At 66.0% G+C, this 13,885-nt stretch carries 14 protein-coding genes; 2 read left to right on the top strand and 12 right to left on the bottom strand.

What is annotated here, in order from left to right; all coding sequences use genetic code 11:
* Nucleotides 1–17: 17 nt before the first annotated feature.
* Genes Q6A48_RS07530 through Q6A48_RS07475 form a run of 12 tightly spaced genes read right to left on the bottom strand, consistent with a single transcriptional unit; the run spans nt 18 to nt 11,767 of the window.
* Nucleotides 18–1,052: an EscU/YscU/HrcU family type III secretion system export apparatus switch protein gene (locus Q6A48_RS07530; RefSeq protein WP_304553106.1), complete on the bottom strand. Its 1,035-nt coding sequence runs from the start codon at nt 1,050–1,052 to the stop codon at nt 18–20.
* On the bottom strand, nt 1,027–1,824 hold the full coding sequence (sctT, locus tag Q6A48_RS07525) for a type III secretion system export apparatus subunit SctT (protein WP_304553104.1): 798 nt from the start codon (nt 1,822–1,824) through the stop codon (nt 1,027–1,029). Before sctT ends, Q6A48_RS07530 begins: the two co-directional genes overlap by 26 nt.
* Nucleotides 1,824–2,078: an EscS/YscS/HrcS family type III secretion system export apparatus protein gene (locus Q6A48_RS07520; RefSeq protein ID WP_020795892.1), complete on the bottom strand. Its 255-nt coding sequence runs from the start codon at nt 2,076–2,078 to the stop codon at nt 1,824–1,826. The genes sctT and Q6A48_RS07520 overlap by 1 nt, the downstream gene beginning before the upstream one ends.
* A gap of 8 nt (nt 2,079–2,086) precedes the next feature.
* Complete coding sequence (locus Q6A48_RS07515; RefSeq protein WP_304553096.1) at nt 2,087–2,746, bottom strand: EscR/YscR/HrcR family type III secretion system export apparatus protein; 660 nt, start codon at nt 2,744–2,746, stop codon at nt 2,087–2,089.
* The gene (locus Q6A48_RS07510; RefSeq protein WP_304553095.1) at nt 2,739–3,662 is read right to left on the bottom strand and encodes a FliM/FliN family flagellar motor switch protein; all 924 of its coding nucleotides are present in this window, start codon (nt 3,660–3,662) and stop codon (nt 2,739–2,741) included. The genes Q6A48_RS07515 and Q6A48_RS07510 overlap by 8 nt, the downstream gene beginning before the upstream one ends.
* Nucleotides 3,659–4,486 (bottom strand): SpaN/EivJ family type III secretion system needle length determinant, encoded by an 828-nt coding sequence (locus Q6A48_RS07505; protein ID WP_304553093.1) that lies wholly within the window; start codon nt 4,484–4,486, stop codon nt 3,659–3,661. Before Q6A48_RS07505 ends, Q6A48_RS07510 begins: the two co-directional genes overlap by 4 nt.
* Entirely contained in the window at nt 4,483–4,938 is a 456-nt protein-coding gene (locus Q6A48_RS07500) for a SpaM family type III secretion system protein (RefSeq protein ID WP_304553091.1), read from the bottom strand. Before Q6A48_RS07500 ends, Q6A48_RS07505 begins: the two co-directional genes overlap by 4 nt.
* On the bottom strand, nt 4,922–6,208 hold the full coding sequence (gene sctN, locus Q6A48_RS07495) for a type III secretion system ATPase SctN (RefSeq protein WP_304553090.1): 1,287 nt from the start codon (nt 6,206–6,208) through the stop codon (nt 4,922–4,924). Before sctN ends, Q6A48_RS07500 begins: the two co-directional genes overlap by 17 nt.
* Nucleotides 6,209–6,221: 13 nt before the next feature.
* Nucleotides 6,222–8,270, bottom strand: a complete 2,049-nt coding sequence (locus tag Q6A48_RS07490) for an EscV/YscV/HrcV family type III secretion system export apparatus protein (protein ID WP_304553088.1) — start codon at nt 8,268–8,270, stop codon at nt 6,222–6,224.
* Nucleotides 8,271–8,293: 23 nt separating this feature from the next.
* Nucleotides 8,294–9,400 (bottom strand): type III secretion system gatekeeper subunit SctW, encoded by a 1,107-nt coding sequence (sctW, locus tag Q6A48_RS07485; protein WP_304553086.1) that lies wholly within the window; start codon nt 9,398–9,400, stop codon nt 8,294–8,296.
* Complete coding sequence (gene sctC, locus Q6A48_RS07480) at nt 9,397–11,031, bottom strand: type III secretion system outer membrane ring subunit SctC (RefSeq protein ID WP_304553085.1); 1,635 nt, start codon at nt 11,029–11,031, stop codon at nt 9,397–9,399. Before sctC ends, sctW begins: the two co-directional genes overlap by 4 nt.
* Nucleotides 11,032–11,035: 4 nt before the next feature.
* On the bottom strand, nt 11,036–11,767 hold the full coding sequence (locus Q6A48_RS07475; protein ID WP_304553084.1) for a helix-turn-helix domain-containing protein: 732 nt from the start codon (nt 11,765–11,767) through the stop codon (nt 11,036–11,038).
* 223 nt (nt 11,768–11,990) lie between these two features.
* Here Q6A48_RS07475 and Q6A48_RS07470 point away from each other — a divergent pair, with 223 nt between their 5' ends.
* Both Q6A48_RS07470 and Q6A48_RS07465 read left to right on the top strand, forming a co-directional pair.
* Complete coding sequence (locus Q6A48_RS07470) at nt 11,991–13,202, top strand: CmpA/NrtA family ABC transporter substrate-binding protein (RefSeq protein ID WP_304553082.1); 1,212 nt, start codon at nt 11,991–11,993, stop codon at nt 13,200–13,202.
* A gap of 14 nt (nt 13,203–13,216) precedes the next feature.
* The gene (locus Q6A48_RS07465; protein ID WP_047737436.1) at nt 13,217–13,792 is read left to right on the top strand and encodes an ANTAR domain-containing response regulator; all 576 of its coding nucleotides are present in this window, start codon (nt 13,217–13,219) and stop codon (nt 13,790–13,792) included.
* Nucleotides 13,793–13,885 lie beyond the last annotated feature (93 nt).

Genomic DNA, 13,885 nt, shown 5'->3' with positions numbered 1-13,885 from the left:
ATCGGAACTTACGAGCCTCAAGCCTGCTCGACCTGCTCCAGCCAGATCAGCAGCCGCAATACCTGCTCCACTTCCTGCACTTGCAGGAAGCTGTAGCGCTGGTGGGTCTTGAAGATCCGTCGGGCCAGGGCCACGTCGTTGACCACCGGCACGCCGACCTCCTTGGCGTACGCCCGCACGGCCAGGGCACGCTGGTTGGTTTCCATCAGGGAGATGAACGGCAACAGGGTGATTTCCGGGCGGAAGTACACGCCGATGGCGATGTGGGTCGGGTTGGCGATGATCATGCGCGAACTGCGCACGTCGGACTTGACCTGCTCCGACAACAGCTCCAGGTGCAAGTCGCGGCGGCGGCCCTTGATCTGCGGGTTGCCGTCCTGCTCCTTGTGTTCGCGCTTGACCGAATCCTTGTCCATCATCTGGTCTTTCATGAACAGGCCGTACTCGCACAGCGCATCGAGCACGACGATCAACAGGACACACCCCAGGAACGCCAATACCAGCACCAGCAGCAGGCGTCCCCAGATCGCGAACAGGTCCGGAGCCTGGGCAAACAGTTGGGCGAAGAGCAATGGGCGCTGGGTGATCCAGACGATCCACAGCGCCAGGGCGAAGCTGCCCAGGTACAGCAGCGCCTTGACGGTGTCCTTCACCGTGCGCAGGCTGAACAACTTCTTGAAACCGTTGACCGGGTTCAGCGCCCCCAGGTTCAGCTTCAACGCCTCGCTGGCCAGGGCAAAACCGCTTTGCAGCAAGGCCGGCAACGCGCTGGTCAGCACACACACCAGCAGCAACGGCAGCAACGCCTTGAGGCCGACCAGCACCAGCATCGCCGAATAGGCTTGAAGCCCCGCGTCAAAATCGCTGGCGATGATCCGCCGGTAGACCTCCATGATGTCGAACAGCGAGCTGTTGAACACCAGGTAGCTGATACCGCACAGGGTCAGGCAGGTGATGACCAGGTCCTTGGCCTTGAACGTCTGCCCTTTGCGTGCGGCATCCCGGAGCCGCTTGGCGGTGGGTTTTTCAGTCTTCGAGGCGCTGGACGACATGCCCGCCCTCCGCGCCGCCCAGGTAATCGGCCAAGGCCCCGGAGGTCGAACCCATGCGTGCGACTTCGTCGGGCAGGTGCGCGCCGAAATACAGCATCAACACCACCAGCGCCACCAGGCTCTTGACCGTCAGCGACACGGAGAACGCGTTCATCTGCGGCGCATAGCGCGAGAGCAGGCCGAGCAAGGCCTCGCTGACCAGCAAGGCGGCCACCACCGGCGCGCTGATCACCAGGGTCTTGCCCACCAGCAAATCCAGCAGGGCATGGACAGCCGGCAGGTTCATCGCGCAACCACTCGACGGCGCACAAACGCGGTAGCTGTGGGCGACGGTTTCAAGCATCAACAGCATGCCGCCACCTTCGAGGTACACCACCGCGGCGAACAGTTGGAGAAAGTTCGCCAGCTCCGAAGTGTCGACGCCGTTGGCCGGGTCCACCGTGCTGCTGAGCATCGCGCCGCGCTGGTTGTCGATCAGGTTGCCCATGGCATGCAGCACCCAGAACGGCCAGCACAGCAGCCCGCCCAGCAGCACGCCAATGCTCATTTCCCGCAGCAGCGCGCCGAGGAACGCGACGCTGTCGAGGGCCGGCACGGATTCGCCCACAGCGGTCCAGAAGCCCAGCGCAACCAGCACGATCACCGCTTGGCGCGGCACGCCAGTGAGCACGCCGTTGTTGAGGAACGGCAGCATGAAGAAAATCGGCGCCAGGCGCGCCACCCCCAGCAGCGCCGCCGCGAACCCGGCGTACAACTCGAAGAACAAAGTCATCAACCCAGCGCCAGGCGGATGACTTCGCGACTGAAGTCCAGCAGGGTTTCGCCGTACCAGCCCGACAGCAGGAACAGGCACGCGGCGACCGCCAGCAACTTGAACCCGAACGGCAGGGTCTGCTCCTGCAACTGGGTCACGGTCTGGATCAACCCCACCACCAGGCCGACCACCGTGGCGACGATGATCGGCCAGGCCACCATCAGCAGGATCAGGTACAGGGTCTTGTTGCCGGCGTAGACCAGGTCATTCATCGGCGGGCCTATGCCAGCAGGGTCAGGTATTGCTTGACCAGCCCGGTGGACAGCAGCGCCCAGCCATCCAGGGCGACAAACAGCACCAGCTTGATCGGCACCGAGATGATCACCGGGCTCATCATCATCATGCCCAGCGCCAACAGGATGCTGGAGATCACCAGGTCGACGATCACGAACGGCAGGTACAGGTAGAAGCCGATCTTGAAGGCGCCCTTGATTTCGCTCAGCGCATAGGCCGGCAGCAGCGAGAACAACGACGGCGCCAGGTCTTCATCGACGTACCGGTCGATGTCGGCATCGACCTGGCCGGCCTGGGCGCGCTCGAAGAACAGCGCCAGCTCCGGGTCGGTGTACTTGCGCAGGTAATCCTTGTAGCTGCCCAGGCCGTTCTCGGCGAAATTCACCACCGATTCGATATCGGTGAAGGCCACCGCCTCGCTCTTGTAGTAGTCATGGCCCTGCTTCATCACCGGCGTCATGACGAAGATCGCCAGCATCAGCGCGATCGCATTCAGCGCCATGTTCGATGGCACCTGCTGCAACCCCAGGGCGTTGCGCACGATGACGAAGACAATGGAAAACTTCAGGTAGCAGGTGCCCGCCGCCACCAGGAAGGGCAGCAGCGAAGCGAACGCCAACAGCGCGATCAGCGAGACGTCATTCATCGCTGGCGTTCCGATGGACTTCGAGCAGTTCAACGCCCAACTGGCGGTCCAACTGCACCAGTTCACCCCGGGCCACGGGCAGGCCGTTGGCGCGGATCTCGATGCGCTGCGCGGCATCGGCGGCCAACGGGATCAGTTGCCCCTCGATGAACTGCGACAGCCGCCCCAGGTCGATGTCGTGGGTCGCCAGGACAAACTCCAGGCGCACCGCAACCGCGCCCAGGTCGACCGGCCGGGCAGTGGGTGGCGGGGTTCCTGGATCGGCATCGGTATCGCTCGGTTGCATGTGTAAACCCTCTTCGGTCATGGTGAAAACGCCCAGGCTGCGGTGGGCCAGCAAGACCCGCTGGGTGCGTTCGGTGATGCGCAGGACATCGCCCTCGCGCAGTCGCCTCACGCCCCCGGCGCGCAGCTCACTGACGCCCAACTGCAACACCAGGCGCAGCGGCAATGCCTTGAGCCAGGCAGCCGGTTCCTGGGGCTCGACCGTCGCATTCGTGGGTGGCAAACGCGTGATCCACAGCCGCCCGCGACCGGTGTCGAGCCAGGGCAGCTCGTGCTGCGGGCACAGCGCGCTGTCCACGGCCTCGACGTCCGACAGCCGGTGGTAATGCAGCACGTTGACCGCCAGTGGCAAGGGCCGAGGCACCGCCCGGAACAAGGCGACGATGCTCGGCAACGCGCACTCGCGTCCCAGCCACGAGCGCAAGGTCGGCAGCGCCTGGTGCAACCAGTCCCGGGCCAGGATCATCCCCTGCCAATCACCATCGACGCCGTGGGCGCGAAATTGGATAGCCGCGACACGCTCCGGCACCCGCCCCCACCCGGCCGGCTGGCCGGCCCGCCGCCAACGCTCGATCGCTTGCGTGCAGGCGTGTCGCCCGGGATCGACCCGTCGCAGTTTCAAGGCCCTCACGCCGGACGCTCGGACGCTTCGTCCGGGTCGTCATCCGGCGCCTGCCGCGACCCCTGGCGCGGTTGCTCGTCGCCACGCCCGGTCAACCGCCAGGCCGGTTCCGCCGCCAGGGCGAAAGGCTCCTTGAGTTGCTCGAACACCCATGCATGGCTCGGGCTGAGTGTCAGGCCGGCTGCATTCTCCGGCAGCCGGTGGATCGTCACCTGGCCGCTGGCGGCGCCCCTGTTGAACGGTACTTGCAGCAGTTCCCGCGCCGGCCCCGGCAAGGTTGGCGCCTCAACCTCGAGTGGTGGTGGCGGCGCTGCCGGCGGCGCAGGCGTCATTGGCGCGGCGCTGGGCACGACGCGCGCAACCTGCGGGGCCGCTGGCACCACTGGCACCGGCTCATCGCCCTGGGCCGCGGGGGGCTCGGCCGGCACCGACAGGGTCGGTACGCTGGACGAGTCAATGGCCCTCTCCAGCCGTAACGGCATCGGCGCCTGCAGCGACCCATCGAGCACCGCCCCGACCTGCAACAGCGTCTTGGCGATGGGGCTTGCCTCGCGCATCACATCCATCCCAGGTTTCACAGTCGATGGCAGTTCCCGCGAATCGCCATCCTCTCGCCCCAAGGCAGTACCCACCGCGTGCCAGACCTTCCCCCGAGTGCCCTCCGGCAGCGGACGCGAGAAACGCGGCAGCGCCGCCAGAAGGTCCAATACGCCTTGGGGCAAATCCTCCTCCTGCGCCGGGACCCGGGTATCCGGCAGCGTGTCCACCAGGCCTTCGTCATTGAGGTCCAGTGCCGGGACGGGGCGAGCGGGCACGCCGAACACTTCATTCATCGCCCTGCCCCCATCCGCTCTTCCTGCTCCCGCTCTTCCCGGCGCACCTGCATCCGCCGTTGCAGGCGCAATTGCTGCTGGAGCCCACGCTGGTACTGGTCGTGCTTGCGCTGCAACGAACCCAGTCGTTCGCGCTGTGCCTGCAATTGCAGTTCAAGCTGCCGGCATTGCTCGTCGACACGGTCACGCTCGACCCGCAGCAGATCGATCCGTCGACGAATGACCGCCTGGGTGCGCAGCAGCGCCAACAGTTGCCCGTGGTCCAGCACGCAGTCATTCGCCCGATGGCTCGCCAACAGTTGATGCAACGCCGCCGCCTGTTCCTCGAAGCCGCGACGCTCCTGCAACAGCGGTTGCAATTGGCGTTGGGCCCGCAGCAGCGCCAGTTCGCCGCGTTGTCGGCGCAACTGGCTGAGGACCAGCAAGCGGCGGTGGTCAGGCAAGGATTTCATGCAGGCTCCGCAAGGTTTCGTCCGGCTCGCAACGCTCGTCCGTGGGCTGGCGCAACCATTGATCGAGGGCGTCGCGACGTTGCATCGCCCGGTCGTTGGCCGCGTCCGCACCCGGGCTGTATTCGCCCATGTCGACAAACACTTGCAATTGTTCAAGGCGGGCCAGGGTGTCCCGGGCCACGGCGGCCAACTGCCGGACCGACGGCGGGGTGACTTGCGCCGCCACGCGGCTGACGCTGCGCAACACGTCGATCGCCGGGTAGTGCCCCTTGGCCGCCAAGGCCCGGCTGAGGTAGACGTGGCCGTCAAGGATGGAGCGGATCTCCTCGGCGATCGGGTCCGGTTCGTCATCGCTTTCCAGCAGCACCGTGTACCAGGCGGTGATGCTTCCCGTGGCGGTCACGCCCGGGCGTTCCAGCAAGCGCGGCAAGGCGTCGAACACCGAAGCCGGATAGCCACGCCGCGCCGGCGCTTCACCGGCGGCCAATGCCAGGTCGCGGCGGGCCCGGGCATAACGGGTCAACGAGTCGAGCAGCAACACCACGCACCGGCCCTGGTCGCGAAAATACTCGGCGATGGTCGTCGCCAGCAGCGCCGAGTTGCAGCGATCCACCGAGGAAAAATCCGAAGTGGCGTACACCACCACGCAACGGGAATGCTTCGGCGACTGGCGCAGATGCGCGATGAACTCGGTGACCTCACGTCCGCGCTCGCCGATCAGGCCGATCACAAAGACATCCGCATCGGTGTGCTCGATCAGCATGTCGATCAAGGTGGTCTTGCCGGAACCGGCGGCGGCAAAGATACCGATGCGCTGGCCGACGCCGCAGGTCAGCAAACCGTCGATGACCCGGATGCCCGTGTGCAACGGTTCCGCCACCGGGCGTCGCGCCTGGTACGACGGTGGGTCGGCGTCCACTGCGCAGTCGCGCTGGGCAACCGCTGTCGACGGCGCCAGGCGTTCGACGATAACGCCCTGGGGATCGACCACGCTGCCGAGCAAGGCGTCGCTGCAAGTCAGCTGCAACGTGGCGCCCGTGGGCACCACCAGCGACGCCCGGGACAAGCCTTTCGCCTCGCCCAACAGGCTGAGCAACACCGCGCCGGGCTTGAAGCCGATGACCTGGGCCCGGGCGGCCACCTCGGGCGAACGCCAGTGCCGACGGACCTCGCAGACCTCCCCCACCACCACTTCGTCCAGCGCCGCCTCGATCAGCGGGCCGCTGAGGCGCAGCGGATGGGCGGCGTATCGCTCCAGGCGCAGGTTCATTTGGCAGATCTCCCTACAGCGTCTTGATGACATTGACCGAAACGGTCTCGGCGATTTCGCCGAACGACATGACGTCCAGCTCCCGGAACCGGCCTTCGATCAGTTTCTTGATGTAGCGCCGCACATCCACCGAGCACAGCAGCACCAGGTCCTTGTGGGCGATGTGCACACCGTCCAGGCCGACGCTGAGGCGGTCCATCAGCTCTTCCGATTCGGCCGGCTCAAGGTTGAGGAAGCTGCCGCCGGAGGTTTGCCGGATGCCCCGGCGTATCACTTCCTCGAACTCCGGCGACAACAGCAGCACCCGCAAGTCGTTGCCCTGGGCGAACTTGTTGCTGATGTAGCGGGCCATTGCCCCGCGCACGTGCTCCACCAGCGCCAGCACGTCTTTTTCCCGGGACGCCCAGTGGGCGAGCGACTCGAGGACGAGCTTCATGTTGCGCACGGAGATGCGCTCGCCGATCAGGCGCTGCAGCACTTCGGCGATCTTCTGCACCGTGACGTGGCGATACACTTCCTTGAGCAGGTCGGGGTAGCGGCTTTCCATTTCGTCGAGCAGTTGCTTGGTTTCCTGCACGCCGAAAAACTCGCGGATGTTGCGCGCCAGCAACGTGACCAGGCAGCGGTAGCATTCCTCGTCCGCCGGGCGCAGGTGGTAGCCCAGTTGCTGCACCCGCTCGCGATCGGCCGCGCCGACCCAGACCCCGCCCTGGCGGTTGCTGTCGTTGCCGCGCACCAGAGCAAAGCCCAGGGGCTCAAGCTCGGGTGAATAATCCAGCAGGCGCCAGTGGTCGAAATGAATGTCGAACTGTTCGGCGCGCACCTCGTTGATCAGCACCGCCACTTGATGGGCCGGCAACGCCTCGCTGGCCCGCAGCCGGGGTTCGGGGATGCGCAACCCGTAGTCGACGAAGAACTGGCTGCGAAAGCGCGCGGCCCAACGCTGTTTTTCCAGCGCCGGCAGGCGTGCACCGGGCACCAGCAACATCAACGGGACGGTTTCCGTGGCGATGTTGTCGACATCGTCGAGCAAGCCCGATTCGGCCGGCGCCGCCTCCGGGTCGGCGGGTTCGGCACGCTGCTCGGCCGAACCCTGGCGCCAGGCCTTGCGCTGGCGCATGAACACCACCAGCCCGAGCACGCTGGCGATCGCCAGGAAGGTCGGCAACGGAAAGCCCGGCAGCAGGCCGACGCCCACCGCCAGCACGGCGGTGACGCCAAGGACGAACGGATTGCCCAGCATCTGGCTGAGCATGTTGCGGCCCAGGTTGCTGTCATCACCGTTGACCCGGGTGACGATAAAGCCGGCGCCGATGGCGATCAGCAGCGCGGGAATCTGCGCCACCAGGCCATCGCCGATGGTCAACAAGGTGTAGGTCGACAACGCCATGGACAGGTCCATGCCCAACTGCCCGACGCCGATGGCCATGCCGCCGATGAAGTTGACGAAAATGATGATGATGCCGGCGATGGCGTCGCCCTTGATGAACTTCATCGCCCCGTCGAACGAGCCGTACAACTGGCTCTCGCGCTCCAGCACGCTGCGTTTTTCCCGGGCCTGGGCCGCATCGATGGCACCGGCCTTGAGGTCGCCGTCGATGCTCATCTGCTTGCCCGGCATGCCGTCCAGGGAGAAGCGCGCGGCGACTTCGGCGACCCGCTCCGAGCCCTTGGTGATGACGATGAACTGGACGATGGTGACGATGGAAAAAATCACGAACCCTACCACCAGGCTCTCGCCGATCACGAAGTCACCGAACGAGGCGATGATCTCGCCGGCATCGGCCTGGCTGAGGATCAGGCGACTGGTACTGATCGACAGGGCCAGGCGAAACAGCGTGGTCAGCAACAGCAATGCCGGGAACGTCGAGTAGCTGAGGATGCGCTCGATGTAGAACGAGCCCATGAACACCAGCAGCGAAATGACGATGTTCAGGCCGATCAGCGCGTCCACCAGCACCGTGGGCAAGGGGATGATCAGCATGGCGATGATCATCACCATCAAGGTCAGGATCAGCAGCTCCGGGCGCGCACTGACGTTGCGCAAGAACTTATCGAGCATTCAGGCCAGGCTCCGGGACAGCATCATGGGCAACCGCCGGCGCGGCGTTGCTCGATGCATTCATGGGCATAGGTGACGTCGGCCAGGCGGGTGAACTGTTGCGCCAGGCGCCGGGGCGCCTCGTCATCGGCGAACAACGCGGGCGGCAAGCGCAGGCTGAGCCGGCGCAGGGTTTGCAGCAGCGTCGAGCGTTCCCGGTGGGTGCTGAGCATCACCTGTTCGCCCAACGCCCCGAGCAACAACTGGTCGAGGTCATCGGGATACGTCAGCACGCCGAGCAGGAACACCAGCCAGTCGGCTTCATCGGGGTTGTGCCGACAGACGAGTGCATCGCCGAGCAACGCGCCGATGAACAGTGCATCGGCCGAGCGCAGGTGCTTGAGGTCGTTGACACGGCCCAGCAGCTGGCCGAACTCGGCGTGGGAGCAACTGGGGTCCTGGGCATTGATGTCGGTGAGCAGCGCGGCCTCGATGAAGGCCAACACGTTCATGCGCTGTGCCGGGCCGTACAGGGCGATCCAGTCCTGGTAGGCACTGAGCGGACCGTCGTCGGATTCGAGAAAGTCCCGGTAGCTCTCGCGCAACAGGCCGGCCCGCACCGCCATGCTCGCGCCGAACATCCGCGCCTTGAGGGCCGCGTTGATGCCGGCGTTCATGCGCTTGGGCGAGCCTTGGGCAACCACCGTCTGCAAGAGGGTTTCGAGGCGCTGGCGGGTGCGGGCCTCCAGACTACGGCGGCGCAACAACGCCCGCAGCACCAGGGCCAGGTCACTGTCATCGGGGAACAGTTGCCGCGCCATGTCGAGCAGCCAGGCGACCGGTTTTTCCGCCAACCGCGCCAGGCTCAACACTTGCCGCGCCTTGGGCACGGTATCGTCCTCCAGCACGCGCTCGAAGGTGTCGCTGGGGGTTTCGGACTTGAGCTCGAACAAGCGCCGGCCGCGGAACTGGGTGAGCGCCGCCGACAGCTCGTCGCTGATCTGTACGATGCGCTGCGCCACCGCTGCCGTGGTGCTGTCGTCGGCGCTCGCCTCGGCGTCGACCGGCGGCGTCGGCTGCTCGGCGGCCTTCTCGGCGTTCAGGCGGGCCTGGGCGGCGCGTCCGCCCAGGGAAACCGGCGGCAGGATCATGGTGACGATTGCCGCAAATAAGACCGCCGCAGGCGTTCATGCTGCTCCGGGGTCAGCAACGGCCCGCCCGGTTCGACTGCGGCGGGTTCGAGGGCCTGGTGAATTTCCTGGGGTTGGATCAGGAACACGCGCACGGTGTTGGCCGAGCGGTTCTGGCGATAGCTGAACAACCGGCCGATCCACGGGATCGAGCCCAGCACCGGGACCCGGCCGATCTGCTCGCCGTGGTCATCGCGGGTGAAGCCGCCGACCAGCAGGCTCTTGCCCTGGGGCACCCGTGCCACGGTGCTGATGCGGGTGCGCCCCACCGTCGGCAACGCTCCCTGGTGCTCGTCCTGGCCCGGCCGCTCGACTTCGTTGCCGTCCTCGATGTTGAGCGACATCTCGATCTCGTCCGCCTGGGCGAAGCGCGGCAACACGCTGACCAGGGTGCCGTAGGTCACGTGTTGCAGGTCGACGCTGCGCTCCCCCACCAGCGGCGCATAGAAGGTGCGGTTGTTGTCGAAGATCGCCGGGACGTTTTCCTGGGTCAGGATCACCGGGCGCGACACGACATTGGCGCGCTGGGTGCGCTCCAGTGCCAACACGCGGTTGACGAACGACGCGCCGTCGAGGGTGGTCGCCGAGCCGGCGTTGAGCGAGGCGCTGAAGGTACCGCCGGACTTCACCGCGCCCTGCCAGTGGATGCCCAGTTGCTTGAGTTCGTCCTTGTGCAGGTCGATGATCCACAGCGACAGTTCGACGTGGCGCTTGGGCGTGTCCAGCGCGTTCACCAGGTTCTCGATAAAGCGCACCTGCTCCGGCAGCCCCTTGACCAGCAAGCTGTTGGTGCCTGGGTAGGCCACCACGCGGATGTTGCCGGCGGCCACCTCACGGGCGAGGATGCGCGGCGCCGTCGGGTCCTGTTCCGCCGGCGTGTTCGCCAAGCCTTCCAGGGGAAACACCGGCATCATGCCCCGCGAACGCTGGGCCGGCACCTGGGCCACCGCGGGCTCGACCGGCTGTTGTTCGCCGCGCAGCAACGCCTCGATCACGCTGGCCAAGCCTGGCAGCGTGACCTTGTCATCGCGCAGCTCGTACTGGCGATCGCTGACAAAGGTATTGCGCACCGGGATCACGCCGATCTGCTGCTTGCCCAACAGCAACTCCGAGCGCTGGTTGTCCATCAATTGCGCCGCCTGCAAGACCAGGTCGACGTAGATCGGCGGCCCGGAAACGTGAAAGGTCCGCAGGCCGTCATTGCGCAGCGGGTAGCGGGGGTCGTGCAGCCCGGATTGTTCGAGGAATGCCAGCAGCCTGGCCACCGTCAGGGTCTGCAACGAGGCCATCGAGCTCTTGGTTTCCGAGCCGTCGTACAGGTAGATCGCCTGGCCGTCGCTGTACCAGATCAGGCCCATCTGCGCGCTGATGCGCTCGAACGTCCGCTGTGGCGTGCGCAGGTCGAAGGTGCCGCCAATCCGCTTGGTCGCCGCCACCTTGCTGACGATGACGGGCTTGCCCAACGCGCCGGACAGCTCGCTGAAAAACGTTCGCGCGCTCTGTTCGCGCGCCTCGAAGCTGTAGACATCGGCCCGGGTCACGAGGGGAGCGAGCAGCAGGCACAGGGACAAGGACAACACGCGGCGCTTCATCGCTTCACTTGCCCGGCAGGTAGGTGATGTCAGCCAGGCTGCTGGGGGCGAACCCCACCAGCTCGCGCACTTCCTTGGAGAAATGCGAGGAAGACGCAAAGCCGAACGCCAGTGCGACGTCGGTCAGCGAACCGTTGCCCAGGCTCATGTCCAGCAGCGCCTGGGCCGTGCGCCACCCCCGCAAGGCCGGCTTGGCCGCGCTGCCGAGGGCTTGTCGGCACAGCCGGCGAAAATGCGAGACCGACACCCCGTAGCGCTGCGCCAGGGTGTTGAGCTTTTCGCTGCGGGTGCCCTGCTCCAACAGGAAGCGCACCAGCCCGTAGCTCTCGTGCTGGCGCAACAAGTGAGCGACGGCGTGATAACCGGGGGCGCCGCCCAGGGCCTGTTCGATGTACCAGCGTTCGAGCCGCGCCTGGGCCCGGACCACGTCCTGTGCCACCGGCAACAGGGCCCACGGCGCGGCCTCGGTTTCTTTCGCGGCGAAGGCAGCGCTCATGTCGAAGAACGCCTGCAATTTCACCAGCGACGCCGCGCAGACCGGTCGCACCTGCCACTCGCCGCCGGAACACTGCAACGGCTCGCGCAACACCACCAGCCCCTGCCAACCGCTGGGCAGTGCCTGGCCGTGGCGGCACCCTGCGCTGTGCAGCGCCAGCGTGCCGTGGACGACCCGCAGGTGCAGTATCCGCTCGCGCGGGTCGGCCAATGCCGTGGGGCGCGATGGTGTGTCCTGCATTGGTGGCTCCTGTGCAACGTGGCGAATGGAAGGAGCGACAGGATGGAAGGCGCGGCGCCTGAAATCTTGATGGAAAGGTGATGGGCAACGGGCTGGCATATGCCTTGCACCCTTTTCGTTCATCGGTGCCCAGGCCTCGCCCGGATGAGTGCCACGCGGTTTCAAGGACAAGGGCGCCGTCATCCCGCCGGATGGCGGCGCTGTCATGTGAAGGTGATGTGCGATGAATGAAGTTCCAGCCAATCCCCTGGCCTGGGTCAACGGCAGCGATGCCCCGGAAAAGAGCGCGGTCGATCTCGGCTTCATGGCCCTGAGCGACTGCGCCCCCCTGGTGGTGGCCGCCACCCAGGGTTTCGCCCAGCCCTACGGCCTGACCCTGAACCTCAAGCGCCAGGCCTCCTGGGCCAACCTGCGGGACAAGCTGGTCAGTGGTGAAATCGACGCCGCCCACAGCTTGTACGGCCTGGTCTATGCGGTGCACCTGGGCATCGGTGGCGTCGCGTCGACCGACATGGCGGTGCTGATGGGGCTGAACCAGAACGGCCAGAGCATCAACCTGTCCCATGGCTTGCAGGCCCAGGGCGTGACCAGTCCTGAGGCACTGGAGCGGCACGTGCACCAATCTCGCCCGAAGCTGACTTTCGCCCAGACCTTCCCCACCGGCACCCATGCCATGTGGCTCTATTACTGGCTGGCCGCCCAGGGCATCCATCCGTTGGTCGACGTCGACAGCGTGGTGGTGCCGCCGCCGCAGATGATCGCGCACTTGCAGGCCGGGCGGATCGACGGCTTCTGCGTCGGCGAACCCTGGTGCGCCAGCGCGGTGAAGCAGAACCTGGGGTTCACCCTGGCGACCACCCAGACCATCTGGCCCGATCACCCGGAAAAAGTCCTGGGCTGCACCCGCGCGTTCGTCGAGCAATACCCCAACACGGCCCGGGCGCTGGTGATGGCGATCCTGGAGGCCAGTCGCTTCATCGAGCAAAGCGGCGAGAACCGTCGCAGCACCGCGCAACTGTTGAGCGCGCCGCAATACCTCGACGCCCCGCTGGACTGCATCGAACCGCGGCTGCTGGGCATCTATGCCGACGGCCTGGGCAACAGCTGGCAGGACCCCCACGCCATGCGCTTCCATGGCGGTGGCGAGGTGAACCTGCCGTACCTGTCCGACGGCATGTGGTTCATGACCCAGTTCCGGCGCTGGGGCCTGTTGCGCGAAGACCCGGACTACCTGGGCGTGGCGCGGCAGGTCCAGCAGCTCACGCTGTACCGGGAAGCCTGCGCGGCGCTGGACATCGCGTCCCCGCGCCAGGACATGCGCAGCAGCCAACTGATCGACGGCGTCACCTGGGACGGCACGGACCCGGCCGGCTATGCCAAGCGCTTCAAACTGCACGCCTTGAGCGATGCGGCTCCCCTTATGGCCAGCCGTTGACAGGAGCCACGACCATGCTGCGTATCCTGCTGATCAACGACACCGCGAAAAAAGTCGGGCGCCTCAAGGCCGCCCTGATCGAGGCCGGGTTCGAGGTCATCGATGAGTCCGGCCTGACCATCGACCTGCCCGCGCGCGTCGAAACGGTGCGTCCGGACGTGATCCTGATCGATACCGAGTCACCCGGGCGCGATGTGATGGAACAGGTGGTGCTGGTCAGTCGCGACCAACCGCGACCGATCGTCATGTTCACCGACGAGCACGACCCGGATGTCATGCGCCAGGCGATCAAGTCGGGCGTCAGCGCCTACATCGTCGAAGGCATCCACGCCGCGCGCCTGCAACCGATCCTCGACGTGGCCATGGCCCGCTTCGAAAGCGACCAGGCCCTGCGCGCCCAACTGCTGGCCCGCGACCAGCAACTGGCCGAACGCAAGCGCATCGAACTGGCCAAGGGCATGCTGATGAAGATGAAGGACTGCAACGAAGAACAGGCCTACACCCTGATGCGCCGCCAGGCCATGAGCCGCCAGCAGAAGCTGATCCAGGTGGCGGAGCAGATCATCGCGATGAACGAGCTGCTCGGCTAAAGGGTGGGAGCGGGCTTGCTCGCGAAGGCTGTTCTCCATTCAACATAGATGTCGACCGATCCGCCGTCTTCGCGAGCAAGCCCGCTCCCACAA

This window comes from Pseudomonas citrullilanati (genome assembly GCF_030580855.1).
In the GTDB taxonomy this organism is placed as follows: Bacteria; Pseudomonadota; Gammaproteobacteria; order Pseudomonadales; family Pseudomonadaceae; genus Aquipseudomonas; species Aquipseudomonas citrulli.
The sequence above is the reverse complement of the archived record's forward strand: the minus strand, read 5'-3'. Positions and strand labels throughout refer to the sequence as shown.

Coding starts and splice junctions, on each gene's coding strand:
- Q6A48_RS07505 (WP_304553093.1), bottom strand. CDS start 4,486: ATGAATGAAGTGTTCGGCGTGCCCGCTCGCCCCGTCCCGGCACTGGAC.
- sctW (WP_304553086.1), bottom strand. CDS start 9,400: ATGATCCTGCCGCCGGTTTCCCTGGGCGGACGCGCCGCCCAGGCCCGC.
- Q6A48_RS07490 (WP_304553088.1), bottom strand. CDS start 8,270: ATGCTCGATAAGTTCTTGCGCAACGTCAGTGCGCGCCCGGAGCTGCTG.
- Q6A48_RS07520 (WP_020795892.1), bottom strand. CDS start 2,078: ATGAATGACCTGGTCTACGCCGGCAACAAGACCCTGTACCTGATCCTG.
- Q6A48_RS07465 (WP_047737436.1), top strand. CDS start 13,217: ATGCTGCGTATCCTGCTGATCAACGACACCGCGAAAAAAGTCGGGCGC.
- Q6A48_RS07470 (WP_304553082.1), top strand. CDS start 11,991: ATGAATGAAGTTCCAGCCAATCCCCTGGCCTGGGTCAACGGCAGCGAT.
- Q6A48_RS07515 (WP_304553096.1), bottom strand. CDS start 2,746: ATGAATGACGTCTCGCTGATCGCGCTGTTGGCGTTCGCTTCGCTGCTG.
- Q6A48_RS07530 (WP_304553106.1), bottom strand. CDS start 1,052: ATGTCGTCCAGCGCCTCGAAGACTGAAAAACCCACCGCCAAGCGGCTC.
- sctT (WP_304553104.1), bottom strand. CDS start 1,824: ATGACTTTGTTCTTCGAGTTGTACGCCGGGTTCGCGGCGGCGCTGCTG.
- Q6A48_RS07475 (WP_304553084.1), bottom strand. CDS start 11,767: ATGCAGGACACACCATCGCGCCCCACGGCATTGGCCGACCCGCGCGAG.
- sctN (WP_304553090.1), bottom strand. CDS start 6,208: ATGAACCTGCGCCTGGAGCGATACGCCGCCCATCCGCTGCGCCTCAGC.
- Q6A48_RS07500 (WP_304553091.1), bottom strand. CDS start 4,938: ATGAAATCCTTGCCTGACCACCGCCGCTTGCTGGTCCTCAGCCAGTTG.
- sctC (WP_304553085.1), bottom strand. CDS start 11,031: ATGAAGCGCCGCGTGTTGTCCTTGTCCCTGTGCCTGCTGCTCGCTCCC.